At 44.9% G+C, this 24,217-nt stretch carries 19 protein-coding genes; 14 read left to right on the forward strand and 5 right to left on the reverse strand.

Translation table 11 applies throughout. The features are described from left to right. Window positions 1-43 precede the first annotated feature (43 nt). From serC to ACI3E5_RS03385, 3 genes are read left to right on the forward strand one after another with little or no spacing between them, the layout of a single operon-like run. Window positions 44-1,123 (forward strand): 3-phosphoserine/phosphohydroxythreonine transaminase, encoded by a 1,080-nt coding sequence (gene serC, locus ACI3E5_RS03375; RefSeq protein ID WP_005228215.1) that lies wholly within the window; start codon window positions 44-46, stop codon window positions 1,121-1,123. Further along, a complete protein-coding gene (locus ACI3E5_RS03380; RefSeq protein WP_016609459.1) occupies window positions 1,124-2,308 on the forward strand; it encodes a phosphoglycerate dehydrogenase in 1,185 nt (394 codons plus the stop codon). Further along, complete coding sequence (locus ACI3E5_RS03385) at window positions 2,308-3,531, forward strand: DUF1015 domain-containing protein (protein ID WP_413132350.1); 1,224 nt, start codon at window positions 2,308-2,310, stop codon at window positions 3,529-3,531. The genes ACI3E5_RS03380 and ACI3E5_RS03385 overlap by 1 nt, the downstream gene beginning before the upstream one ends. A 42-nt stretch (window positions 3,532-3,573) precedes the next feature. Here the strand turns inward: ACI3E5_RS03385 and ACI3E5_RS03390 are convergent, their stop codons facing one another. Together ACI3E5_RS03390 and ACI3E5_RS03395 are read right to left on the reverse strand one after the other, a co-directional pair. Further along, entirely contained in the window at window positions 3,574-4,923 is a 1,350-nt protein-coding gene (locus tag ACI3E5_RS03390; protein ID WP_074934138.1) for an Nramp family divalent metal transporter, read from the reverse strand. Between the two features lie 156 nt (window positions 4,924-5,079). Then, on the reverse strand, window positions 5,080-7,422 hold the full coding sequence (locus ACI3E5_RS03395; RefSeq protein ID WP_096741681.1) for an ABC transporter ATP-binding protein/permease: 2,343 nt from the start codon (window positions 7,420-7,422) through the stop codon (window positions 5,080-5,082). Window positions 7,423-7,560: 138 nt separating this feature from the next. Here ACI3E5_RS03395 and ACI3E5_RS03400 point away from each other — a divergent pair, with 138 nt between their 5' ends. The 8 genes from ACI3E5_RS03400 (at window position 7,561) to ACI3E5_RS03435 (ending at window position 18,096) form a co-directional block, all read left to right on the forward strand. Beyond that, window positions 7,561-8,046, forward strand: a complete 486-nt coding sequence (locus tag ACI3E5_RS03400) for a MarR family winged helix-turn-helix transcriptional regulator (protein ID WP_010749984.1) — start codon at window positions 7,561-7,563, stop codon at window positions 8,044-8,046. Between the two features lie 160 nt (window positions 8,047-8,206). Beyond that, the gene (locus ACI3E5_RS03405; RefSeq protein WP_005228237.1) at window positions 8,207-9,994 is read left to right on the forward strand and encodes a glycoside hydrolase family 13 protein; all 1,788 of its coding nucleotides are present in this window, start codon (window positions 8,207-8,209) and stop codon (window positions 9,992-9,994) included. Between the two features lie 304 nt (window positions 9,995-10,298). Continuing rightward, window positions 10,299-11,351: an aspartate-semialdehyde dehydrogenase gene (locus tag ACI3E5_RS03410; RefSeq protein ID WP_010749982.1), complete on the forward strand. Its 1,053-nt coding sequence runs from the start codon at window positions 10,299-10,301 to the stop codon at window positions 11,349-11,351. 122 nt (window positions 11,352-11,473) lie between these two features. Next, window positions 11,474-13,156 carry a ribonuclease J gene (locus ACI3E5_RS03415; RefSeq protein ID WP_142965541.1) on the forward strand — a complete coding sequence of 561 codons (1,683 nt, stop codon included), beginning with the start codon at window positions 11,474-11,476 and terminating at the stop codon, window positions 13,154-13,156. 241 nt (window positions 13,157-13,397) lie between these two features. After that, entirely contained in the window at window positions 13,398-14,837 is a 1,440-nt protein-coding gene (locus ACI3E5_RS03420; protein WP_498820767.1) for an MFS transporter, read from the forward strand. A 198-nt stretch (window positions 14,838-15,035) separates the two neighbouring features. Continuing rightward, window positions 15,036-15,719: a metal-dependent hydrolase gene (locus ACI3E5_RS03425; protein WP_005228247.1), complete on the forward strand. Its 684-nt coding sequence runs from the start codon at window positions 15,036-15,038 to the stop codon at window positions 15,717-15,719. A gap of 37 nt (window positions 15,720-15,756) precedes the next feature. Beyond that, a complete protein-coding gene (locus ACI3E5_RS03430; protein ID WP_005228249.1) occupies window positions 15,757-17,088 on the forward strand; it encodes a DRTGG domain-containing protein in 1,332 nt (443 codons plus the stop codon). A gap of 54 nt (window positions 17,089-17,142) precedes the next feature. Next, the gene (locus tag ACI3E5_RS03435) at window positions 17,143-18,096 is read left to right on the forward strand and encodes a DHH family phosphoesterase (protein WP_016609391.1); all 954 of its coding nucleotides are present in this window, start codon (window positions 17,143-17,145) and stop codon (window positions 18,094-18,096) included. Between the two features lie 139 nt (window positions 18,097-18,235). On the opposite strand, the gene dapD is transcribed toward ACI3E5_RS03435, so the two are convergent. From dapD to dapA, 3 genes are read right to left on the reverse strand one after another with little or no spacing between them, the layout of a single operon-like run. Beyond that, the gene (gene dapD, locus ACI3E5_RS03440; RefSeq protein ID WP_005228253.1) at window positions 18,236-18,949 is read right to left on the reverse strand and encodes a 2,3,4,5-tetrahydropyridine-2,6-dicarboxylate N-acetyltransferase; all 714 of its coding nucleotides are present in this window, start codon (window positions 18,947-18,949) and stop codon (window positions 18,236-18,238) included. Between the two features lie 12 nt (window positions 18,950-18,961). Continuing rightward, the gene (dapB, locus tag ACI3E5_RS03445) at window positions 18,962-19,717 is read right to left on the reverse strand and encodes a 4-hydroxy-tetrahydrodipicolinate reductase (RefSeq protein WP_015510324.1); all 756 of its coding nucleotides are present in this window, start codon (window positions 19,715-19,717) and stop codon (window positions 18,962-18,964) included. 13 nt (window positions 19,718-19,730) lie between these two features. Next, entirely contained in the window at window positions 19,731-20,612 is an 882-nt protein-coding gene (gene dapA / locus ACI3E5_RS03450) for a 4-hydroxy-tetrahydrodipicolinate synthase (protein ID WP_008380503.1), read from the reverse strand. 222 nt (window positions 20,613-20,834) lie between these two features. Between dapA and ACI3E5_RS03455 the strand changes: the two genes are divergently transcribed. From ACI3E5_RS03455 to dapF, 3 genes are read left to right on the forward strand one after another with little or no spacing between them, the layout of a single operon-like run. Next, a complete protein-coding gene (locus tag ACI3E5_RS03455) occupies window positions 20,835-22,004 on the forward strand; it encodes a M20 metallopeptidase family protein (protein WP_005228259.1) in 1,170 nt (389 codons plus the stop codon). Between the two features lie 4 nt (window positions 22,005-22,008). Then, on the forward strand, window positions 22,009-23,325 hold the full coding sequence (gene lysA / locus ACI3E5_RS03460) for a diaminopimelate decarboxylase (protein WP_005228260.1): 1,317 nt from the start codon (window positions 22,009-22,011) through the stop codon (window positions 23,323-23,325). Window positions 23,326-23,348: 23 nt separating this feature from the next. After that, complete coding sequence (gene dapF / locus ACI3E5_RS03465; protein WP_142965538.1) at window positions 23,349-24,182, forward strand: diaminopimelate epimerase; 834 nt, start codon at window positions 23,349-23,351, stop codon at window positions 24,180-24,182. Window positions 24,183-24,217 lie beyond the last annotated feature (35 nt).

The following is a 24,217-nucleotide window of genomic DNA, read 5'->3' on the forward strand; positions in this document are numbered from 1 at the left end:
TTATAATGATTTTCACATCTAACATAAAGGAGAGATTTTTTGTATGACAGTTTATAACTTTTCAGCTGGTCCTGCCGTATTGCCCCGTCCCGTATTGGAGAAAGCACAATCCGAACTTTTGAATTACCGCGGAAGTGGGATGTCCGTTATGGAGCTGAGTCATCGGTCCTCCTTGTTTGAAGCGATCATTAAAGATGCAGAAGCACTTTTACGAAAATTGATGGGAATTCCTGAAAACTATCAGGTACTGTTTTTACAAGGCGGCGCGAGTCTCCAATTCAGTATGATCCCTTTAAATCTTGCACAAAACAAAAAAGCCTTATACGTAAATACCGGTTCTTGGTCGAAGAAAGCTATTGAAGCAGCAAAAGCGCTTGGAAACGTGACGGTGGAAGTTGTTGCCTCTAGTGAGGATCAAAACTTTACCTATATTCCAGAAATTTCAGAAGATGCGATCGATCAAGAAGCGGCTTATTTGCATATCACCACGAACAATACCATTGAAGGGACGGCCTTTCAAACGATTCCGCAGGCTGGCAACGTGCCGATCGTAGCGGATATGTCCTCAAATATTTTAGCCAATGACTATCGCGTAGAAGACTTCGGTGTGATTTATGCTGGGGCCCAAAAGAATATTGGTCCTGCAGGGTTGACGGTAGTGATTATCCGAGAAGATTTACTCAATGATGATGCTGTCTTCGCTCCAATGCTGGATTATCGTCTACAGGCTAAAAATGACTCATTGTACAATACACCACCAACGTATGCTATCTATATTGCTAAATTGGTGTTTGAATGGTTGGAAGAATTAGGCGGCATTCCTGCCATTTTAGAACAAGACCGCCAAAAAGCGGCGCTTTTATACGAAACGATCGAAGCCTCGGCTCTTTACAGTAGTCCTGTGGCTGTTGATAGCCGTTCACTAACGAATATTCCTTTTGTGACAGGGGATAAAGCATTAGATCAGCGCTTCAATGAAGAAGCTGTCAAAGCTGGCTTTGAGAACTTGAAAGGGCATCGTTCCGTTGGAGGAATGCGAGCAAGCTTGTACAATGCCTTTCCATTAGCTGGCGTTCAAGCGTTAGTCGACTTTATGAAATCATTTGAAGCGGAGGTCAAATAAATGTTCCAAATCAAAACATTCAATGCGATCGCACCAGAAGGATTACAGCGTTTAGAAAAAGAAAAGTATGCCATCAACGAAAGCGACCAACCGCAAGGGATTTTGCTGCGCAGCCAGAAATTGCACGATTACGCTTTTCCTGAAAGTGTCTTAGGTATTGCCCGTGCAGGGGCTGGGACCAACAACATTCCCGTCAAAGCATGTACTGAAAAAGGGATCGTCGTCTTTAATACGCCAGGCGCCAATGCCAATGCGGTCAAAGAATTAGTGATCGCTAGTCTGCTCTTAAGTGTCCGTCCGATTTTACGAGGTGCCCAATGGGTCCAAACCTTGAGCGGTGATAATGTGGAAGAACAAGCAGAAGCGCAAAAAAGTCAATTTGCTGGAACAGAGTTAGAAGGCAAAAAGTTAGGAATCATCGGCCTTGGTTCTATTGGAGCGATGGTCGCCAACGATGCTTATCGTCTAGGGATGGAAGTAGTCGGTTATGATCCTTACGTGTCAGTGGATACTGCTTGGACGATCTCTCGTCGGGTCAAGCGTGCAAATGATATTGCGGAAGTCTTTTCAACCTGTGATTTTATTACGGTTCATGTGCCGCTAATGGAAAACACGCATCATCTCGTCGGGGAAGCCGAACTTGCGAAAATGAAACCAACAACGAAGCTATTCAACTTTTCTCGTAAAGAAATCGTCGATACAGATGCCGTTTTACGTGCGTTAAAAGCCGACCGTTTAGCGGGCTATACGACTGATTTTGCGGATGAACAATTGCTGCACAATGAAAAAGTCCTCGTCTTGCCGCATTTAGGTGCATCAACAGAAGAAGCTGAAGTCAACTGTGCCAAGATGGCAGCCCGAACATTGAAAAAATTCTTGGAATTTGGGACCATCAAGCGCTCAGTGAATTTTCCAACTGTTGAGATGGCTTTTCATTCGCCTTATCGTCTGACGATCATCAATCGCAATGTACCGAATATGTTAGGTCAGATTTCATCGATCATTGCGGAATCTGGAATCAATATCGACAATATGCTGAATCGTGGACGGGAAGACTTTGCTTACACCCTAGCCGATGTCGCTTCTGAAGATGAAGCCTTATTGAATCAATTAGCCGATAAACTGCGGGAGAACGAAAACATCGTTCGTGTACGGGTCATCAAGAATCAGGAGGTTGGGTATTAATGGTTCAAGTATTTCCGTTTAAAGCCATTCGTCCAGAAGCCTCATTGGCAGAAAAAGTGGCCGAGCTACCGTATGACGTGGTCAATTCACAAGAAGCCGCAGCGTTTGCGCAAGGCAATCCTTACAGCTATTTCCACATCGACCGTTCGGAGATCGACTTGCCAGGAATCGATCCTTATGATCCACAGGTGTATCAAAAAGCGGCGGAAAATCTTGCATCTTTTCAAGAAGCAGGCTGGTTGATTCAAGAAACGGCGCCCGCATATTATTTGTATGAATTGACGATGGCTGGCAGAAGGCAAACTGGGCTTGTCGCCTGTACCTCGATCGATGATTATGTCGCTGGGAAAATCAAGAAACACGAGTTTACCCGTCCAGAAAAAGAAATCGATCGGATCAATCATATTCTGGCATGTGATGCCAATACAAGTCCGATTTTCTTGAGCTATCGGCAACCAGCAGCAGTCAAAGAAGCGATCGATGCGTGGCAAGCAGAGCATGCACCAATCTATGATTTTGTCAGCTATCATGAGGTGCAACATCGTGTTTGGCTGATCGATGATCCAGCGCTAGTCGCCTCTTTTGCCCAGCAGTTTCAAGCTGTAGATGCCCTTTATATTGCGGATGGACATCACCGCACAGAGTCAGCAGTCAAAGTCGGCTTGCAAAAGCGAGCCGATGGCCAAAGCAGTCAAGAAAGCGACCGCTTTTTAGCGATTTTATTCCCAGAAAATGAATTAGCGATTTGGGAATACAATCGGGTTTTGCGGGTACCAGTCCCAGAAAACTTTTTTGAGCAGGCAGCCCAGCATTTTACGATTCGAGAAACTACAAGGAAGAAACCAGCGCAACGTGGTTCGATTCATCTGTATCTAAACCATGCGTGGTGGGAGTTGACCATCAAGCCGGAAGCTGTGCCGCAAGATGCGGTAGGACAGCTGGATGTGTCACTTTTACAACAATATGTGCTGGCTGATATTTTCGCGATCCAAGATGTGCGGACAGACAAACGCATTGATTTTGTCGGCGGAATTCGTGGTTCAGAAGAATTGGAACGTTTGGTAGATAGCGGAGAATGGACATTGGCCTTTTCCATGTATCCAACGCAAATGGCCGATCTTTTGGCAGTCGCCGATGCGGGAGAAATTATGCCGCCAAAATCAACTTGGTTTGAACCAAAACTGTTGAGCGGTCTGTTTTTACATGATTTAGAAACGAATTAACCAAAAAAAGCTTACGAGGCTAGCTCGTAAGCTTTTTTTCTATTAGAAGTTGCCGAGTGTTTCGATGATCAAGCGGACATTCAAGACCGTCAGTGCAAGGGCACAGATCCAGCCTAAGGTAGAGACCCATAGCGGATTCTTGAAGCGTTCCCCCATGATTTTTTTTGAGCTGGTAAAAAGAACCAACGGAATCATCGAAACGGGTAAGGCGATGCTTAAAAAGACTTGCGAATAAATCAGCAGATCGTCCAAGGCTTGTTCGTTGCCGCCAAAGTAAATCGTACAAAGCAAGACGGGGATCACCGATAAGCCACGGGTGATCAGACGTCGCGCCCAAGTAGGGATCTTCATATGGATAAATCCTTCCATCACGACTTGCCCCGTCAGTGTCCCAGTGATCGTTGAATTTTGACCAGATGCCAAGAGTGCCACGGCAAACAGAACGCTCAAGACTGGACTGGCGACAGCACCAGCAATGGAGGAATCTTGCAAAGCATCAAACAGCGCGGAGAAGGTGCCGACTTCTTCACTATGACCAAAGAACAAGGCGCTTCCTAAGATCAAAAGCAGGCAATTGACCAAAAACGCAGCGGATAATTGGATATTGGAATCCCAAGTAGCGAACCGCACGGCCGTTGCCACTTCTTGGGTATCGCTGCGATCGATTTTTCGTGATTGGGAGATCGAAGAATGCAGATAGAGATTATGCGGCATCACAGTCGCACCAACGATCCCCAACGCCATTGTCAGCTGTCCATGGTTCAAGACTTGCTTTTGGGGAATAAAGCCTTGCAAGACAGCAGGCAAATTTGGTTGAGCAATAATGACTTCGTAACAAAAGACCAGCATAATGACCAAAATCAGTGTCATGACGATCGCTTCGATTTTTCGGAAACCCAATTTCATTAAAAAGAGCAGAAGCAGTACATCGAAAATCGTTAAGATGACCCCAACTAATAAAGGTAAGCCGAATAGTAGATTGAGAGCGATCGCTCCTCCGATCACTTCCGCGATATCCGTTGCCATGATAGCCAATTCGGTGACGATCCACAAAACAAAGCCTAAGCCTTTGCTGGTGTGTTTACGAGTTGCTTGCGCAAGGTCCATCTGGGTCACGATCCCTAGCTTGGCTGCCATGTATTGCAGCAGCATAGCGATCAAACTGGAAATCAAGATCACAGAAAGTAAGAGATAGCCATACTCAGCACCGCCACCGATCGAGGTGATCCAGTTTCCTGGGTCCATATAGCCCACGGCTACCAATGCCCCAGGACCAGAAAACGCTAAGAGATTGCGCCAAAAGCTGCCGTTTTTTGGAATGGCAACTGTATTATTTATTTCTTCCAAGCTAGGACCGTTGGCCGCTTGGATCAATTTTTTTTCATCATTCATCGTTTCACGTCCTATCTTTTTAGGTGTACCTAAAAACAAATCTATTGTATTCCTCATTTATGAATTTTTCAAGAGAAACCTTTTGGAAGTCAGAAGGAAGGACAAAAAAACAGCAGCCAAAGGAATGGCTGCTGTCTGATGGGTTTTCTTATAAAATTAGTCGGCGCGTAAAGCGATCGCTGCATCTTTTTTCGCTGCCATTCGAGCTGGTATGTGGCCGCCGATCATCGTTAGGACGGTGCTGACAGCAATCAAGATCAGGCCGTGGACCGGATTTAATTGAGCAACATTTTCGAGATCAGTCATACTATATAAGATTGCGTTGATCGGGAATGTGGCTAACCAAGCAATCAGGACACCTAAAGCTCCTGAAGCGATCCCTAAAATACAGGTTTCGGCATCAAAGACGCGGGTGATGTCTTTCTTGCGAGCACCTAATGCTTTTAAGACCCCAATTTCTTTCGTACGTTCAAGTACAGAGGTATAAGTGATGATACCGATCATGATCATGCTAGTTACCAAGGAGATCCCTGCAAAAGCGATCAAGACGTAAGTGATGGCATCCATCAAGCCACCAGTCAATTGAGTCATCGTACCCGCTAAATCGGAATAAACGATTTGGTCTTCTTTGTCTTTGCCTTTGTTGAAGTCATCCAAGTAATCAAGGATTTTTTCTTTGGCACTGAAATCATTCGGATAGATCATAATGCTGTTTGGCAAATCACTGCCGCCAAGATAAGCGATCAATGAATCTTTAGCACTTTCGTCAACGGGTTCATTCGTCATCACGTTGGTGTCGCTGTCTTTTTGGGCTTGGACGATCGCTGAGTCTTGGTTTTCTTTGATGACTTCTTGCGCGAGGGCATCACTGTAGGCAATGCCAGTTGACAGCAAGTTCATCGTAGAGTTTTGCTTGATACGTAAGATTCCGCTGATCGTTAATTCTTTGTTGTTACTGTTATCGAAAACGTCATTTAAATCTTGATTTGGAATGAAGTTTCCAGTTGGTAATTCGGTGTAAAAGGCATCATTAGACGCCAATGTGATTTTTGTTCCCACGATATCGTCGAAGGACACCTTGTCGCCATCTTCAATGTCAAAACCGAGATTGATCAATGCATTGACATTCGTTACGTTGTTTTCATCGACGATCAAAACGACATCTGTGCTAGCACTTGGGTAGCTGCCTTCTAAAAGGTCGTAGTTGTCTTTTAAGAAATTGCCGTTATCCTCTGATAACTGCTCGGGGAAAGTCGAAACCCCAATCCCGGTGGAGGCACTCATGGCAGACATCATGGCATTGGTCTGTTCATTGTCAGGTGATGCATTGGAGAAGCTGACTTGTTCCACAGTATCATCGATCTTACGGAAAAGGTTCAAGGAAGTAGAACGAGTGTAGCCGATATTGTTGCTTAATTCAGGATCAATGTCGTTGATGTAATCGAGAAACTCTTGATCGATTTTATTGATATGGGTTGCACGATCCGCATCACTTAATTTGGCAGTGACCTCTTTATCTGAAGGGAAATCTTCCGATTTCTCCCGCGTCCCCATGGCTGATGGATCTTGTTCAGTGGCTACTTGCGAGATCGTGATCGGAAAACGAGCTAATGTTTCTGACTGGGTATTGTCGATTTGTTTTTGGAATCCCGTTGACAGTGACAAAACAATGGCGATTCCGATGATTCCAATACTAGAAGCAAAGGCTGTCAAGAAGGTGCGCCCTTTTTTGGTGCGGATATTGTTAAACGACAAACGTAAGGCAGTCATGAAACTCATTTTAGTGTGCTTTAATTCGAATTGGTCTTTCTTTTGTCCTTCGACATGAGGGTTCGAATCTTTAATGATTCGTCCGTCTTTGAACTCAATGATCCGTCCAGCGTATTTGTGCGCCAACTCAGGATTATGGGTAACCATGATGACCAATTTTTCTTTTGATAGTTCTTGGATCAGTTCCATGATTTGGACACTGGTCTCTGAATCCAAGGCACCTGTTGGTTCATCACAAAGAAGGATATCAGGATCATTTGCTAAGGCACGAGCGATCGCTACCCGCTGCATTTGACCACCAGAAAGCTGATTTGGTTTTTTGTGCATATGCTCAGCTAAGCCCACACGCGTCAAAGCATCGGTTGCTTTTGCGCGTTTTTCTTCTTTTGACACACCGCTCAAGGTCATCCCAAGCTCGACGTTGTCGATGATGCCTAAATGACTGATCAAATTGTAGCTTTGGAAGACAAAGCCGATCGAATTGTTCCGATACGCATCCCAGTCACGATCTTTAAAGGATTTCGTTGATTTGCCGTTGATGATCATATCACCAGAATCGTAATTATCTAAGCCGCCGATCACGTTCAACATGGTTGTTTTCCCAGAGCCGCTTGGCCCTAAAATGGCAACAAACTCTTGTTTACGAAAGGCGACGGAGACACCATCGAGGGCTTTTGTAGTACTGGCGCCAACCGTATAATACTTCTTGATATCTTTTAATTCTAACATGCTGTCACTCTTTTCTTGCCGTTTTCACGATTATTTTCATTATGTAACCACGCTATCATAATGGTTAACAAAAATCAACGATTATCATTGTTTAAACAAATAATTTATACTAAACTAAAGACAGAAAAGAGGGAGAGTATGGAAAAAGCGTTAGGAACATTCAATATGGCGGTATTTGCGGAGATCTTTTCGCTGATGGGAAACATATTGTTTGAAGAAATCGGTCTGGAAGATTTAAAATTGACCAAAATGGAAATCTTGGAACTCGTGGTGATCTCTAGTAATGAAGGAATCACGATGTCTGAGTTGGCCCAGCAAATCGGTACGTCAAAAGTCCAAATCAGTCGTTCGATCTCGGGGTTAGAAAAGGCTGGCTTTGTGGTCCGCAAAACCAACGGCGTCAATCGCCGCAACGTCAATGTTTATTTGGAAGAAGCTGGGAAGCAGTTATTTGTCCAAAAGAAAAAACAAGTGGAAGACCGCTTGAATGCCAAAACCGCTCAAATGGCTGCAGAAGATATCCAGCAGTTGAGTCAGTCGTTGACGGAGGCAGTGGGGATCTTGCGGAAATATGACATTTTACGGACTGGCAATCAATGTGAGAAAAATACGCCGTTTGATTAAAAAAGGGCGAAGCAATCGTTTGCTTTTTAATTACTGAATTAATTTCATATTAACTTATATTATCGATTTTTTAGATAAAGCAACCGATTGCGTTTTTCTCTTGTTTTGACTTCTGATTTGTGCGACAATGAGTATATCAAACAAGTCAAAGGAGTCTGCTATGAATACTACTGCCATTTATCATCGTCCCGAAAGTGAATTTGCGTATTTGTACGAGAAGGATAAAATGCATATCCGTTTGCGTACCGCCCGTCAAGACGTCCGCCATGTCCAGCTGCTTTGCGGTGATCCTTACACACTGTATAAAGAAGCTTGGTACCAGCAAAGAATTGAAATGAAAAAAATTCTTTCCACGGACTTGCATGATTATTGGCAAGTATCGGTCGGAGCAGAATTCCGCCGTTTGTCTTACGGCTTTTCCATCGAAAGTTACGATGGGTTGCATGTCTTTTATGGAGACCACGGGGTCTATCCTTTTGAGCAGCAATATTTAGAAATGAACAACAATTATTTTCGGATGCCTTACTTCCAAGAAGCCGATCGTTTCAAAATTCCCGAGTGGGCAAAAGAAACCGTTTGGTATCAAATCTTCCCTGAACGCTTTGCAAATGGGGACCCATCAAATGATCCAGAAGGTGTATTGCCTTGGGGTTCAAAAAATCCCGATCGCCAAGACTTTTTCGGCGGGGATCTGCAAGGGGTCATCGATCATTTGGATTACCTCGTCGATCTAGGCATCAATGGGATCTACTTCTGTCCGATTTTTGAGGCCTATTCGAATCACAAGTATGATACCATCGATTATTTAGCCATCGATCCAGCGTTTGGGGATAACGACACCTTTAAACGCTTAGTGGAGGAATGCCACAAACGCGGTATCAAAGTCATGCTAGATGCTGTGTTCAATCATATGGGGGATACTTCGCATCAATGGCTAGATGTCATCAAAAACGGCAAAGATTCGCCCTTTGCTGATTGGTTCCACATCAATGAGTTTCCTGTCAACTACAAAGAAGGGGAAAACTTTGAAGATGCTTATGACATCACCTATGATGTTTTTGCCTTTACGCCGCATATGCCAAAACTCAATACAGAAAATCCCGACGTGCAAGATTATTTGTTGAAGATCGCTCGTTATTGGATCGAAGAGTTTGATATCGATGCTTGGCGCTTGGACGTTGCCAATGAAGTCAGTCATCACTTCTGGAAAAAATTCCGCCAAGTGTGTGATGATGCCAAAGATGATTTTTATATCCTTGGGGAAATTTGGCACTCTTCTCAACGGTGGTTACAAGGCGACGAGTTTCATGCAGTAATGAATTATGCCTTTACGGATGCAATCATTGAATATTTTGTCAAAGACGAGATCTCCATGACGAAAATGGTCTCGGAATTAAATAACCAGCTGATGTTGTATCGGGAGCAAACCAACCAAGTGCAGTTCAATATCTTGGATTCTCATGATACCCCGCGCTTGTTAACTTTGGCTCGAGGAGACAAAGACTTGATGCGCCAAGTGATGGCCTTTACGTATCTGCAACAAGGCGTTCCTTGCCTGTATTACGGTGATGAGATCGGTTTGACCGGCGATATGGACCCGGATTGCCGTAAATGTATGATTTGGGAAGAAGAAAAGCAAGATCGTGATCTCCTGCATTTCACTCGCTCATTGATCAGCATTCGCAAAGACAACCAGAAAGTCTTATCAGAAGGTTCCTTGAGTTGGAACTGGGTTTCGGAAGAGGATGGACTGATCATTTTCGAACGAGAGTTAGGGGCACAGCGGATCATCGGTATTTTCAATACGGGCGATGACCAAATCACTCTTTCTCGTCCTGATTCGATCCTGATGGAACAGTTTGTCCAACTGGAAGATGAAACGATGATTATTGATAACAAAGGCTTTGCTATCGTGAAAGTAAACAACGAAGAATCGAATGAAGCATAAAAATGAGGCAAGAATTGCATATGCAATTCTTGCCTCATTCAATGTTTTGGGTATTTTTAATTTCCCCATGCACGTTGGAAAGAATCTTCCCCAAAATTCCTTCTGTCGGTATTATATCCTATAACACCTGAATGTGACAAATGATAACCCTTAAATATAGGTAGATTTTTTCTGCAAAGGGGGAAAAGATTGAAAATTTAGACAGTATTGCCTTCTTTTTGCGCTTCTTTCCACGAAAGGTCTTTTCTTTTTTACAAGATATGATAAACTAGTAAAAATGTATTTTTATTCGAGGAGTGATTTGATGAGTACAGGGTATCACGTAGCAGTTGTCGGAGCTACCGGCGCAGTAGGAACAAAAATGATTGAGATGTTGGAGAAGACCACGTTGCCGATCAAAAAAATAACGTTGTTGGCATCCAAACGTTCTGCTGGGAAGACCCTTGTGTTCAAAAATGAACCGCTCGTTATTCAAGAGCTGACCACAGATTCCTTTGCAGGCGTCGATATTGCCTTGTTCAGTGCCGGTGGCGGCATTTCAAAACAATTTGCTCCAGAAGCAGTCAAACACGGTGCAGTCGTGATCGACAATACCAGTCATTTTCGGATGGACCCGAATGTTCCTCTAGTCGTTCCTGAGGTGAATCCTCATGCATTAGCGCAACATAAAGGAATCATTGCCAATCCGAATTGTTCAACGATTCAAATGATGGTGGCGTTAGAACCGATTCGTCAAAAAGTCGGTTTATCGAGGGTCTTGGTTTCAACGTATCAAGCAGTTTCAGGTGCTGGCGCCCAAGCCTTGGCTGAATTGACTCGCGAATCTCAAGAATTATTAGCTGGCAAAGCCGCTGATGAACTAAACCCTGAGATTTTACCAGCAGGCAGCGACAAAAAGCACTACCCAATCGCGTTTAATGCCTTGCCGCAAATCGATGTTTTCGCCGAAGAGGATTATACTTACGAAGAGTGGAAAATGATCAATGAAACGAAGAAGATCATGGAAGATACGCAGATCAAAGTAGCAGCTACGTGTGTGCGGATCCCTGTGTTTAGCGGTCATTCAGAGTCGATTTATATCGAGACCAAAGACCATGCTAGTGTTGAGGAAGTCAGACAGTGGATCAGCGAAGCGCCAGGAGCTGTCTTGCAAGATGATCCAAGTCAACAAGTGTACCCGCAAGCTTTAACCAGTGTGGACAAAACGGAAACCTTTGTTGGTCGGATTCGCAAAGATTTGGATGTCGAAAACGGCTTGCATTTATGGGTCGTTTCTGATAATTTGCTGAAAGGGGCGGCATGGAACTCCGTTCAAATCGCCGAAAGCCTGCATCAGCAAGGATTAGTTCATGTGTAAACCATAAGTTTTTCAGAAAAGTGTGGTGAATGCCACGCTTTTCTTTTTTTTGTTGTATAATAATAGTGACGGCTTATGCTTGGGAAATAATACAGTAGAAAAAAATTAAGAGGTGAATAAAAGTGGAAACGATAAAAATCATTCCTCTTGGCGGTGTACGCGAAAACGGAAAGAACATGTACATTGCTGAAGTTGGCGAGGATATATTTGTGCTGGATTGCGGTGTCCGTTATCCAGAAAATGAATTATTAGGGATCGATACAGTGATTCCAGACTTCACATATTTAGAAGAAAATGCCGACCGTGTGGCGGGTGTCTTCTTGACCCATGGGCATGCAGATGCGATTGGTGCATTGCCTTATTTCTTGGAGAATATCCAAGTACCGGTCTTTGGGACCGAGTTAACGATCGAACTAGCAAAATTGACCGTGAATAAAAATGAAGCTACCAAGCGCTTCAAAGATTTTCATGTGATCGATGAACATTCGGAGATCGACTTTGGTCATGCGACCATCAGCTTTTTCCGTACGACCCACTCCATCCCTGATTCTGTTGGGATCAGCGTCAAAACAGAAGCTGGCAATATCGTTTATACAGGAGATTTCAAGTTTGACCAAACAGCGATCCCTATGTATCAAACCGATTTTGGCCGCTTAGCGGAAATTGGAAAAGAAGGCGTCTTAGCATTGCTAAGCACGTCTTCAAATGCCGAAAATCCAACGCCGATCGCTTCTGAATTGACGATACAAGATGAAGTTTACGACAATATCCGTTACTGGGAAGGTCGGATCATCGTCGCTAGTGTTGCCAGCAATTTGCAACGGGTGCAACAAGTATTAGATGCGGCGTTTCGTTCTGATCGCAAAGTCGTTTTGACCGGGCAAGATTTTGGTCGGATCATCAAAACGGCCATGAAGTTAGGGAAATTAAAATTACCTGCCGAAGACTTGCTGATCACCCAAAAAGAAATGAAAAAATACTCAGACGAACAGTTGCTGATTTTAGAAACAGGTCGTATGGGTGAACCAATCAAAGCGTTGCAAAAAATGGCCAACGGCTCTCACCGGACGCTGCGCATCAAAAAAGGAGATCTTGTTTACATCACAACAACGCCGACAACGGCAATGGAAACTGTGGTTGCGAAAACGGAAGATATCATCTATCGCGCTGGCGGTACCGTGAAACAGATCTCGGATAATTTCCGTGTTTCTGGTCATGCCAACCCGAATGATCTGCAGCTGATGTTGAATATGATGAAACCGAAGTACTTTATCCCTATTCAAGGCGAGTACCGCCAATTAGCCGCCCATGTGGACTTGGCGCAAGAAGTCGGGATTCCGATGAAAAATATCTTCATTACTGCTCGTGGAGATGTGTTAGAGTACAAAAAAGGCGAAATGCTTGCCGCAGGTGCGGTTCCAGCGGAAAACGTCATGATCGATGGGATCGGTGTCGGTGACATTGGGAATATCGTCCTGCGAGACCGCAAAGTCTTATCTGAAGACGGAATCTTCGTTGCGGTAGTGACGATCAATCGTCGTGAAAAGAAAATTATTTCTGCACCACAAATCACTTCTCGCGGATTCGTCTACGTGAAAGCTAGTCGCGATCTGATTCGTGAAAGTGGCGAGATCGTGGAAGAAATCGTAGAAAAACACCTTCATGATGAAGAGTTTGAATGGAGCAAATTGAAACAAGATATCCGTGATCGTTTGAGTCGTTTCTTGTTTGAACAAACCAAACGCCGTCCCGTCATCTTGCCGGTCATCATGGAATCAAGCCAAAGAAATCGCAACCGTAAATAATTCGTTTTGACCTACTGACAAAAGCAGGTGAAAGAATAGCCGTTTGACGGCCGATTTCTTTTCACCGAAGCTTTTGTCTTTTTTTATGAAAGAAACAGGCGGCGGTTTTTTTACAAAATGCCCCTTGTTTTGGTCGTGATGAGCAGATAAGGATTGACGGCGAATGGATTTCGATCAATAATACAAAGTTGTCCCCCTAAGACTAGAGGAACAAAACAAGCAAAGAGAGGATGGTCGATTTGTGAATAGTTATCAAGAAAATCCCGTAGTACAACAGAGAAAGTGGTGGATTCTCATTGCTGTTTCGATGTTTACCTTTATGTCAACACTGGATGGGAGTATCGTAAATATCGCATTGCCGACGATCTCGGCAGATTTGGGTGTCCCTATGAATCAAGCGGAATGGGTCGTATCCGTCTACTTGATGATCGTTTGTGCCTGCCTTTTGTTATTCGGTAAGGTAGGGGATAGTTGGGGCAAGATCAAAGTTTTCCGCTTCGGGATGCTGATCTTTATTATCGGTTCGCTGTTATGCGGGTTTAATCATTCCTTAGCATTTCTGCTATTTGCCCGAGTCGTGCAAGCGATCGGTGCCAGCATGACGATGGCAACAAATACCGGAATCATTACTGAAGTTTTTCCTATGAGTGAACGAGGACGTGCCTTAGGGATGATTGGTGCCTTTGTTTCGTTAGGATCCATCGCCGGTCCTGGATTAGGCGGAGTGATTTTGGCGCATTTTTCTTGGCCGTTTATTTTTTGGATCAATGTTCCAGTCGGTATTCTGACGATGATTGCTGGAGAAAAGGTGTTGCCAAAAGATATCACCATGAGTCATGATTCCATCGATAAAACCGGGTTTGTGCTGTTTTCAATTGCAATTATCAGCTTCTTCGGCGGCATTTTTCTTGGACAAGAGCGTGGCTTTCTAACGTGGCTGCCGCTGCTGTTGGTGGGGATCGCCTTAGTGGCATTCATCGTCTTTTTGCGAGTAGAAGCGCGTGTGAGCAAACCGCTGATTACCTTTGGGATCTTTCGTAATAAAATTTTCACCATGAGCCTGATCACGGCGTTGCTGATCTTTTCTGCAAACTTTTTTGTCAATGTCGTGATTCCCTTTTACTTGCAAAGTGCCCGAGGCTTAACGCCGAGCGTGGCAGGAATGCTGATGATGGTCTTTCCTTTGATGATGGTCATCGGTTCACCACTTAGCGGCTATTTGACGGACCGTGTAGGACCGGAGATCTTGGTCTTAGCTGGCTTAGCGTTGCTGTCCATCACTCAGCTGATGTATATGTTTATGAATCAGCATACGCCGATTTGGTACTATGTCGTCGCTACTGCCATCATAGGGTTAGGCAATTCGTTGTTCCAATCCCCCAACAATACGATGGTGATGAGCAGCGTCACCAAAGAAAATCTTGGGGTGGCAGGTAGTCTAAATTCCTTTGCCCGTAACTTGGGCATGGTCTTAGGGATATCCTTAGCAACGACGATTCTTTATGCCGCAATGAGTCAAGCCTATGGGAAGCATGTGACGACCTATATCGCAGGTCGGGCAGATATTTTTGCCTATGGCATGAAAATCACCTTCTTTGGGGCGTTCCTTCTTTGTATCACGGCGTTATTCTTAACAGTCTGGCGCATCTATAAACAAGGTGGACGTAAGAAAACGCTATGATCGCTTGAAGTCATCAGGTCGAACTGTTCTATTCCTTATTCAGAAAGGGTAGAACAGTTTTTATATTTTTCTTGACAAGAACCAGAAAAAGGACGGATGTAATAAAGCTGTCAGAATTTGTGCTTTTGGATTTCTGGCGTTATCTGTTATAATGAAAAATATTAGACTGTATTACTTAGATGGAAAGGGGAATGTTGTATGAAACTTACGTATCACGGACACTCGGTGCTTGCTATCCAATTAGCGGATGGCCAAAAATTGTTGTTTGACCCTTTTATTACTGGAAATGCTCTGACTGATTTGGATGCAGACACAGTGGAAACCGATTGGCTTTTGATCACGCATGGTCATAGCGATCATATTGGGGACATGGTGCCGATCGCCAAAAGAAATGAAGCACCAGTGATCAGTGTCGTTGAAATTTGCCGCTATGCAGCCCGCAAAGGCGTTGCTGAGACGCATGGCATGAATATGGGAGGCTCTTTTGAGTTCCCGTTTGGCAAAATCTCAATGGTGGAAGCGAAACACAGCTCTGGTCTTGAAGAAGACGGAACGATGATCTATATGGGCAATCCAGTGGGGATCATTTTAGAAGCAGAAGGCAAAACCATCTACCACGCTGGCGATACTGCCCTCTTTAGCGATATGGCGATGATCGGTGAACGTTTCGACATCGATGTGGCGTTTTTACCGATCGGGGATAATTTTACGATGGGCGTTCAAGATGCTGCAACAGCAGCGGCGCTTTTAAACGCGAGCAAAGTAGTACCGATCCATTACAATACGTTTCCAATGATCAAGCAAGATCCGCAAACCTTCGTGAATTTATTGCCGGCAGGTGTGGGCCAGATCCTTGCAGTCGGTGAGACATTAGAAGTTTAAGCAACAGGAAGATTCGTAGTAGGAATAGGGGATAATTATGGCGACAAAACACGACTTGATTTTAGCGCATATCGAGAATCTGCCTGTAGGCGATCGCATCTCGGTGCGGGGAATCGCAAAAGACTTGAATGTCAGTGAAGGAACAGCCTATCGGGCGATCAAAGATGCGGAAAATATCGGCTTGGTTTCAACGATCCAACGTGTGGGAACCATTCGGATTGAACGGAAACTAAAGAAACACATTGAAAAACTAACTTTCGGCGAAGTCGTCCAAATCATTGAAGGCGATGTTTTGGGCGGCGCAGCCGGTTTAGACAAAGACTTGAACAAATTTGTTATCGGCGCCATGAAGGAATCGGCAATGGAACGCTACATCACGCCTGGTTCCTTAGTGATCGTCGGAAACCGTAACGAAGTCCACAAGTTGGCACTGGAAGATGGCGCAGCCGTCTTGATCACGGGGGGCTTTGAAACCTCAGAGGAAATCTGTCGCTTAGCAGACGAATTGGAGCTGCCGATTTTACAAACGACCTATGACACCTTTACCGTAGCAACGATGATCAACCGTGCCTTGAGCGATCAGCTGATCAAAAAGGACATCATGCTGGTGAGTGACATTTATATGCCATTGGAAAAAACCAAGTATCTACACACCTTTGATACGGTCAAGGATTACAAACTGCTTTCGGAGTCTACCAACCACTCCCGCTATCCAGTCGTCAACAAGAATATGCGGGTCGTTGGGATCATCACAGCCAAAGATGTCCTAGAAAAGCCTGACACGCAGATCATCGAACGAATCATGACCCGGGAACCACGAGTCGTAAAAAAAGAGATGAGTGTGGCCTCTGCCAGCCATCAGATGATTTGGGATGGCTTAGAAGTGATGCCCGTCGTAGCAGATGACCTTTCTTTGATTGGGATCGTTACACGCCAAGACATCATGAAAGCGATGCAGATGGTCCAACGACAAACACAAATTTCAGATACGATTTCAGACCAAATCTCGGGACAGATGCAAGTCATCGAACAAGATTTTGAAGGGAACAAATTGCCGCAGCCACATTTCAGCTTTGCGGTGACGCCTCAAATGGTCAATGAAGTCGGAACGATCTCTTTTGGTGTCTTGAGTGAAGTGATCGCGAATACGGCAAAACGTACCATGCAGTTGAATCAACGGCGCAATAGTTGGATCGAGCAAGTCAATCTGCATTACTTCCGTTTGATCCAATTAGAAAGCGAGATCATCATTCAACCGAAGATTCTAGAACTGGGGCGACGTTCGGCGAAAATCGATATCGAAGTATCGATCGAAAATTCCTTAGTGGCAAAAGCGATCGTGGTATGCCAAGTAATGGAACGCCCATAAATCATCGAAAACGGCACTTATGGAAAAATTTTAGAGAGAAAGTTGAGACCATTCATGAAGGTACAAGAAGAAATACTTGCAACAATCAAAGCATTCGACCGAATCATTATCCATCGGCACCAGCGCCCTGATCCAGATGCATTAGGATCACAAGTGGGATTGGCAGAAATTTTACGAGCTAGTTTTCCTAAAAAAGAAATCTATCAAGTCGGCGGACCCGTTGAAGGATTGGATTACTTGGCGCTGATGCAGACGATCCCTGATGATTTGTATAAAGGGGCACTAGTGATCGTTACAGATACGGCCAATGCACCACGGGTCAGTGACCAACGCTATGATCAAGGGGCGAAATTGATCAAAATCGATCATCACCCTAATGATGAGCCTTACGGAGAGCTGGTCTGGGTCAATACGAAAGCCAGCAGCTGTAGTGAGATGATCGTTTCATTTTGGCAAATGTTTCAAAACGAGCTGACGATGACACAAGAAGCGGCTCGTCTGCTGTATGCGGGCATCGTTGGTGATACTGGACGGTTTTTATATCCGGCAACGACAGCGACAACGCTGCGCTTAGCGGCTGAACTATTGGATTACGGTTTTGATGCACCGAAGATCAATCGGCAATTGGATCAAGTCTCTCGCAGTGTTGCTCGCCTTTCAGGGTATGTCTACGAAAACATCGAGATCGATGAGATTGGTGCTGGCAAAGTGATCCTATCACAAGAATTGCAGCAGCGTTTTGGCGTAGTGGATTCGGAAACCTCAGCAGTCGTTTCCTTACCAGGGAAAATCGACGAAGTGATGGCTTGGGCGATCTTTGTCGAACAACCAGAAGGCTATTATCGGGTGCGGATGCGTTCGAAAGGTCCAGTGATCAATGAGATCGCCAAACGCCATCATGGCGGCGGACATCCCCTTGCCAGTGGAGCAAACGCAAAAGACCTTGAAGAAGTTGCCGTGATCTATCAAGAGATCCAAGCAGCGATCAAAGAATTTCAAGCAGAATAAACACTTTTACAAGAACATTTACCAATAGAAAAAGGGCGTGCCAAAAGCTTTCGGCACGCCCTTTTTTAGACAAAACGCAGCGCAGGCTCATCACTGAACCCGCACTGCGTTTTTTTGTTTATTTTTGAGAAAAGCGCGGTTAGCCCCGTAGATCGTCTAAAAATTCGGTTTTGCTTTTCGTTTTCTCGTCTTTCATTTTGATGACTTTGGCTGGTGATCCAGCAACGACTGCTCCAGCAGGGACATCTTCCGTTACCACAGAACCGGCAGCGACGACTGCACCTTCGCCGACACGGACGCCTTCAAGGACGACGGCATTTGCACCGATCAAAACATTGTCTTCAATGATGACTGGGCTTGCTGAAGGTGGCTCAAGAACGCCAGCCAAGACAGCACCAGCGCCAATATGGGCTTTTTTCCCCACGGTTGCTCGGGCGCCTAAAATCGCACCCATGTCGATCATGGTTTCTTCACCAACGACGGCACCAATGTTGATCACGGCCCCCATCATGATAACGGCATTTTTTTCAATGATGGCTTGGTCACGGATAAAGGCACCTGGTTCGATACGGGCATCGACTTTCGTCAAGTCCAATAAAGGGATCGCTGAGTTGCGGCGATCATTTTCCAGATAGTGATCGGTGATTTTGTCTTGGTGCGCGGTTAAAAACTCAGCCACTTTTTGACTGTCACCAACCACGAAATAGAAGGTGCCGTTACCAAACAATTGGATGCCATCTGCTTGGACGTTACTAAGATCTCCATTGATATAGACTTTTACAGGTGTTTGTTTATTTGCTTCTTTGATGTATTTTGCTAATTGATAAGGATCGGAAAATTGTAATTCTGTCATGAGAGACCACCTTTACTTGTCGATTAGATTTTGCATGGAATAAAAACCAGCTGGTTGGTTGGCTAAAAATTCCGCTGCTTTTAGCGCACCATTGGCGAAGATTTCGCGGGAGAGCGCTGTGTGTTTTAATTCAATGATTTCATCCTGCCCAGCGTAGATGACAATGTGTTCTCCAGGAATCGTTCCGCCGCGAACGGCATGGATGCCCATCTGCTTGCGGTCATTTACTAGATCACTGCCTTCACGCCCGTAGAGATACTCTTTTTTCGTTTCGCAGCTGTCATTGATACTATCTGCCAACAGCAAAGCTGTACCACTTGGTGCATCGAGTTTTTGATTATGATGCTTTTCGATGATCTCAATGTCAAAGTCAGCTTCTAATGCGGGGGTGATACTTTGTAGTGCTTTGATCAGTACATTGATCCCCAACGACATATTGGCAGAATAGAAAACTGGGATCACTTTAGCAGCCAACGGCAGCATCATCTGCGTGTCTTCCGTCAAACCAGTTGTAGCAACCACGATAGGCAGCTGCTGTTCGACACAATAGTTCAATAAGGCAGGGACATTGCTATAATGAGAAAAATCAATCACCAAATCGATCGGCTGCGTGATTTTTTCTGGACGATCATAGATCGGAAAGGGACCATCTAATTGCTCGGTACGATCCAAGCCGGCAGCCACTTCTAACTGAGGGTGCTTCGCGATCAGGCTTTGCAACACTTTGCCCATGCGACCGTTTGCACCGCTTAATAAAATCTGTTTCACCAAAAACTCCTCCTTACAGCAATCCGTAATTGGTCATTTCTTCTTCTAAATGAACGAGGGTCGCATCTTCTGGGACACCCAAAGGCAAACGATAATGCAATTCGCATTTGCCTAGCAAGGAGACCGCTGCTTTGATCGGCACAGGATTTACTTCACTGAAAATCGCATCGATCAACGGTTTTTGTCGCAATTGCTCTTTGATGGCGGCTTTTACATCACCATTTAAGAAATCAGCAACGAGTTGTGCCGTTTGTTTCGGAGCGATATTGCCGATCGTTGAAATCACGCCAGAGCCACCTAAAGCTAGAATTGGGGTTACTTGATCGTCATTTCCTGAGTAGATCGCAAAGTCATCATCCGCAAGACGAGCGATTTCTGCGATTTGCGAAATGTCGCCGCTGGCTTCTTTGATGCCTTTGATATTAGGGATTTTTTTCAGTTCTGCCACAGCTTCAGGTGTTAAATTTAAGCCGGTTCTTGAGCTGACGGAGTATAAGATCACTGGCAGTTCAACGCTTTGACAGATTGCTTCATAGTGAGCGACTAAACTTTTCTTGGTCGCTTTGTTGTAGTAGGGTGTTACAACCAATAATGCGTCAGCACCAACGCGCTGTGCTTCTTTTGAAAGATGGATCCCATGTTGTGTGTTGTTGGAGCCTGTTCCGCCGATGACGGGGATTCGACCAGCAACTTGTTTTACCACCGCTTCGATCACCGCGATATGTTCTTCATCGTCTAACGTGGATGCTTCACCGGTCGTACCGCATGCAATGATTGCATTCGTTCCTTGCTGCACATGCCACTCCGCTAACTCCTTCAGCTTATCGAAATCCACCGAACCATCTTGAAGCATAGGGGTGATCAACGCAACGCCAGAACCTTTGAATATTGTCAAACTACGACACATCCTTTCAACCAATTTATTTTTCGTAACTCTACGTATAAGTGTACCAAAACGAGGGGTAAATTTTTCAATAAAAATCGAAACATTTCGACAATTTATACTATAGATTATTCGAATTATATACTATAATATTAAACAATATCAATGAAAAACTGAATATTCGTTGGTTTTTATGGATATTTTTAAAAGGAATGAATAGAAAGGTGTTTTAACATGCAAGTATCGCAAGCAGTCAAAGAATTAACCGAAGACGTGGTTCGTTTTCGTCGTGAATTACATACAATCCCTGAATTAGGGTTAACTGAGTTCAAAACAAAGGAATACTTGCTGCGTCAGTTGCAATCCTTTGGAATCAAAGAAATCTATCCAGTGATTGAAACTGGCTTGATTGCGGTCTTTCGCAGCGATCGTCCAGGAAAGACGCTGGCCTTTCGAACGGATATCGATGCACTGCCGATCAAAGAAGAGACAGGTGTTTCCTTTGTTTCCAAACATGAAGGGAAAATGCATGCCTGCGGTCATGACGGCCATATGGCAACGATGCTAGGATTTGCTAAATATTTAGCAACACATCCTGAAGTGATTCGTGGAACGATCGTTTTGATTTTCCAACCAGCCGAGGAAAGCCCCGGTGGCGCTCAATTGATGATCGATGAAGGCATCTTACGAGATTTTGGTGTGGAAAAAATCGTGGGGCTGCATGTCTTCCCAGACTTTCCCGAAGGAGTCATTGCGAGCCGGAAAGGTCCGATGATGGCCCGTAACGGCGAGATCAATCTAACGATCAACGGCACGAGTGCCCATGGTGCCCAGCCTCATCAAGGACATGATGCCATTTTAGCCGCGGCTGCGATTATTCAAGGATTGCATTCGATCATTTCACGCAATATCAGCCCGCTTTCTGCTGGGGTCATCACTTTTGGGAAGATCCATGGGGGAGATGCGGAAAATATCATTCCCGGTAAGGTCGTTTTAAAAGGAACGATGCGGGCGTTTGAAGATGAAGTCTATGAAACGATGACGCGCAGAATCACCACTGTCGCACAAGAAATCGCCAAAGGATATGATTGCACGGCGGATGTCGAATTCGAACATCTTTATCGTGTCGTGGACAATGATCCTGAGATGGTGGAAGTGTTGGAAAAAGTGGTCGGGGAGAGCTACCGAGAAACACCACCATATATGTTGGCAGAGGATTTTTCGATGTACCAAAAGGAGATCCCAGGTGTCTTTTTCTTTGTGGGTACCCGAAATGAAGAAAAAGGCTATGTCCACCCTTTACACAGCAGCAAAATGAATTTTGACGAAAAAAATCTATTGCAAGGCATCGAATGCTACGTTCGTTTGATCGAGGCGTTGAACGAGCCAACAGACAAGGAGTAAAGCGATGGCAAAAGAAATCAAGAACAATCACTTATACATTGACGGTTGTGATACCGTTGAGTTGGCAAAAACCTTCGGAACCCCCCTTTACGTGTATTCCGTTTCGGAGATTCGCGAAGAATGCCAAAAGATTCAGGCGCAGTTTTTGACGCGCTACAGCAAGACACGGGCAGCCTATGCCGCTAAAGCTTTCTGCACCACAGCAATGCTGCAAGTGATCAAGTCAGAAGGACTCTCATTAGACGTGGTTAGCGGTGGAGAGCTGTATACAGCAATCCAAGCTGATTTTCCAGCAGAACACATCGAGTTTAACGGGAATAATAAATCGATTGAAGAATTAGCAGCTGCCCTTGATTATGGCGTAGGACGGATCATCGTTGATGGCATTCAAGAAGTCGGCTTGATCCGCGCGTTATGTCAAGAAAAGCAAGTCGTTGCTAAAATTTTGTTGCGCATCACACCCGAGGTTTCGGTCAGCACCCATCAATTTATCTCGACCGGACAAAAAGATTCGAAATTCGGGATTCCTTTAGATGAAGAAATCTTATTTCCGTTAGTGGAAGAAGTGATTCAAGCACCTGAATTGGATTTCTATGGCCTGCATTTTCATGTCGGCAGTCAATTGTCGGACAATCGCTCACATCTAGCGGCAGTTGATGCGGCTTTGGCCCTTGTCCAAACCATTCATGAACGCTTTGATTATTGGATCAAAGAACTAAATGTTGGCGGCGGCTTTGGCGTTCGATACACAGATGCAGATATTCGCCAACCCTACAGCTACTTTTTAGATCCTGTGATGGAAAAAATCGACGCCTTTTATGCGCAGCACCAGAGCGAACGCCCGACCATCGTTATTGAACCTGGGCGCAGTATCGTCGCAGAAGCAGGTATCAGTTTGCACACCATCGGCAGTATCAAGACATTGCCGGGAATCAGAACATACGCCAGCATTGACGGTGGCATGACAGACAATATTCGTCCTGGTCTTTATCAGGCAACTTACACTGGGATCTTAGCCAACCGCGCTTCCGAAGCTGCGACACAAAAGGTCACCATTTCTGGCAAAGCTTGTGAGAGCACGGACATCTTAGTAAAAGATCTTGCATTACCGCCCGTTGAAACTGGGGATCTGTTTGCTACGTTCGCAACAGGAGCTTATGGCTATTCGATGGCCAGCAGCTACAATAATTTACAGATTCCTGCAGTCGTCTTTGTGGAAAACGGCCAAGCGGAATTAGCCGTTAAACGACAGTCCTACGAGCAAATGCTGCAAAATGAAGTGGTTCCTTCGTTTCTAAAAGAGGGAGCTTCCAGCAAGTAAAATTTTGAAAAGCAGGTGACAACATGACGATTCCTTATACAAAAATGCAAGGTGCAGGAAATGATTTTATCGTAATCGATAACCGCACATTGAAATTCTCCCATGAACAACTGTCGCAATTTGCTGCTCAGGTTTGCCATCGGAAATTTTCTGTTGGCGCGGATGCAGTCATGGCAGTGGATTTTCCCACAGGAACCGCTGATTTTCGGATGCGGTTTTACAATGCTGATGGGACCGAAGCAGAAATGTGCGGCAACGGCGCTCGCTGTATTGCCCGTTATGCCTTTGAGAAGGGAATTGCTGGCGAGCAGATGACCATCGAAACAGTTGCTGGCGATGTCCCCGCATGGCGCTTGTCGGCAAAACACTACAAAGTAACCTTGAATCCACCCACCGTGACTACATTTGATCAAGCGTACCCGAATCCAATGGTTTCTTTCATGGACTATGTGGAATTGGGTGATCCAGGAATCCCTCATGCGGTGGTTCACTATCCTGGTCTGGCAGAAACTGAGTTGGAACAGCTGGCTGAACTTGCCAAAGAGATACGCTATTGGGAGGTTTTCCCAAAAGGGGCGAATGTCAATTTCTATGAAGAAGATGACAAGGGTGATCTGATCGTTCGCACGTATGAACGAGGGGTGGAAGGTTTTACCTATGCGTGCGGCACAGGTTCTGGTGCCACTGCGTATGTCGTGACCAAACGTCACCAGCAAGCGGCAGCGAATGTCTTGCTGCACGTGTTAGGTGGCGAGTTAACGGTAGAAGTTGATGTTGATCAGGGCGCATTAGAATTGATCGGCGATGCGGTTATGGTATCTGAAGGCTTGATTTTAGATGAGAATTTGACTGTGTGACAGATTGATCCATTTTGGCGCAAATGAGTTTAACA

Source organism: Candidatus Enterococcus avicola, from assembly GCF_047470845.1.
GTDB lineage: Bacteria > Bacillota > Bacilli > Lactobacillales > Enterococcaceae > Enterococcus_D > Enterococcus_D casseliflavus.

Bases quoted from the DNA above. Each gene is read 5' to 3' on its own strand.
- serC (WP_005228215.1), top strand. From the start codon at position 44: ATGACAGTTTATAACTTTTCAGCTGGTCCTGCCGTATTGCCCCGTCCC.
- ACI3E5_RS03380 (WP_016609459.1), top strand. From the start codon at position 1,124: ATGTTCCAAATCAAAACATTCAATGCGATCGCACCAGAAGGATTACAG.
- ACI3E5_RS03385 (WP_413132350.1), top strand. From the start codon at position 2,308: ATGGTTCAAGTATTTCCGTTTAAAGCCATTCGTCCAGAAGCCTCATTG.
- ACI3E5_RS03390 (WP_074934138.1), bottom strand. From the start codon at position 4,923: ATGAATGATGAAAAAAAATTGATCCAAGCGGCCAACGGTCCTAGCTTG.
- ACI3E5_RS03395 (WP_096741681.1), bottom strand. From the start codon at position 7,422: ATGTTAGAATTAAAAGATATCAAGAAGTATTATACGGTTGGCGCCAGT.
- ACI3E5_RS03400 (WP_010749984.1), top strand. From the start codon at position 7,561: ATGGAAAAAGCGTTAGGAACATTCAATATGGCGGTATTTGCGGAGATC.
- ACI3E5_RS03405 (WP_005228237.1), top strand. From the start codon at position 8,207: ATGAATACTACTGCCATTTATCATCGTCCCGAAAGTGAATTTGCGTAT.
- ACI3E5_RS03410 (WP_010749982.1), top strand. From the start codon at position 10,299: ATGAGTACAGGGTATCACGTAGCAGTTGTCGGAGCTACCGGCGCAGTA.
- ACI3E5_RS03425 (WP_005228247.1), top strand. From the start codon at position 15,036: ATGAAACTTACGTATCACGGACACTCGGTGCTTGCTATCCAATTAGCG.
- ACI3E5_RS03430 (WP_005228249.1), top strand. From the start codon at position 15,757: ATGGCGACAAAACACGACTTGATTTTAGCGCATATCGAGAATCTGCCT.
- ACI3E5_RS03435 (WP_016609391.1), top strand. From the start codon at position 17,143: ATGAAGGTACAAGAAGAAATACTTGCAACAATCAAAGCATTCGACCGA.
- dapD (WP_005228253.1), bottom strand. From the start codon at position 18,949: ATGACAGAATTACAATTTTCCGATCCTTATCAATTAGCAAAATACATC.
- ACI3E5_RS03455 (WP_005228259.1), top strand. From the start codon at position 20,835: ATGCAAGTATCGCAAGCAGTCAAAGAATTAACCGAAGACGTGGTTCGT.
- lysA (WP_005228260.1), top strand. From the start codon at position 22,009: ATGGCAAAAGAAATCAAGAACAATCACTTATACATTGACGGTTGTGAT.
- dapF (WP_142965538.1), top strand. From the start codon at position 23,349: ATGACGATTCCTTATACAAAAATGCAAGGTGCAGGAAATGATTTTATC.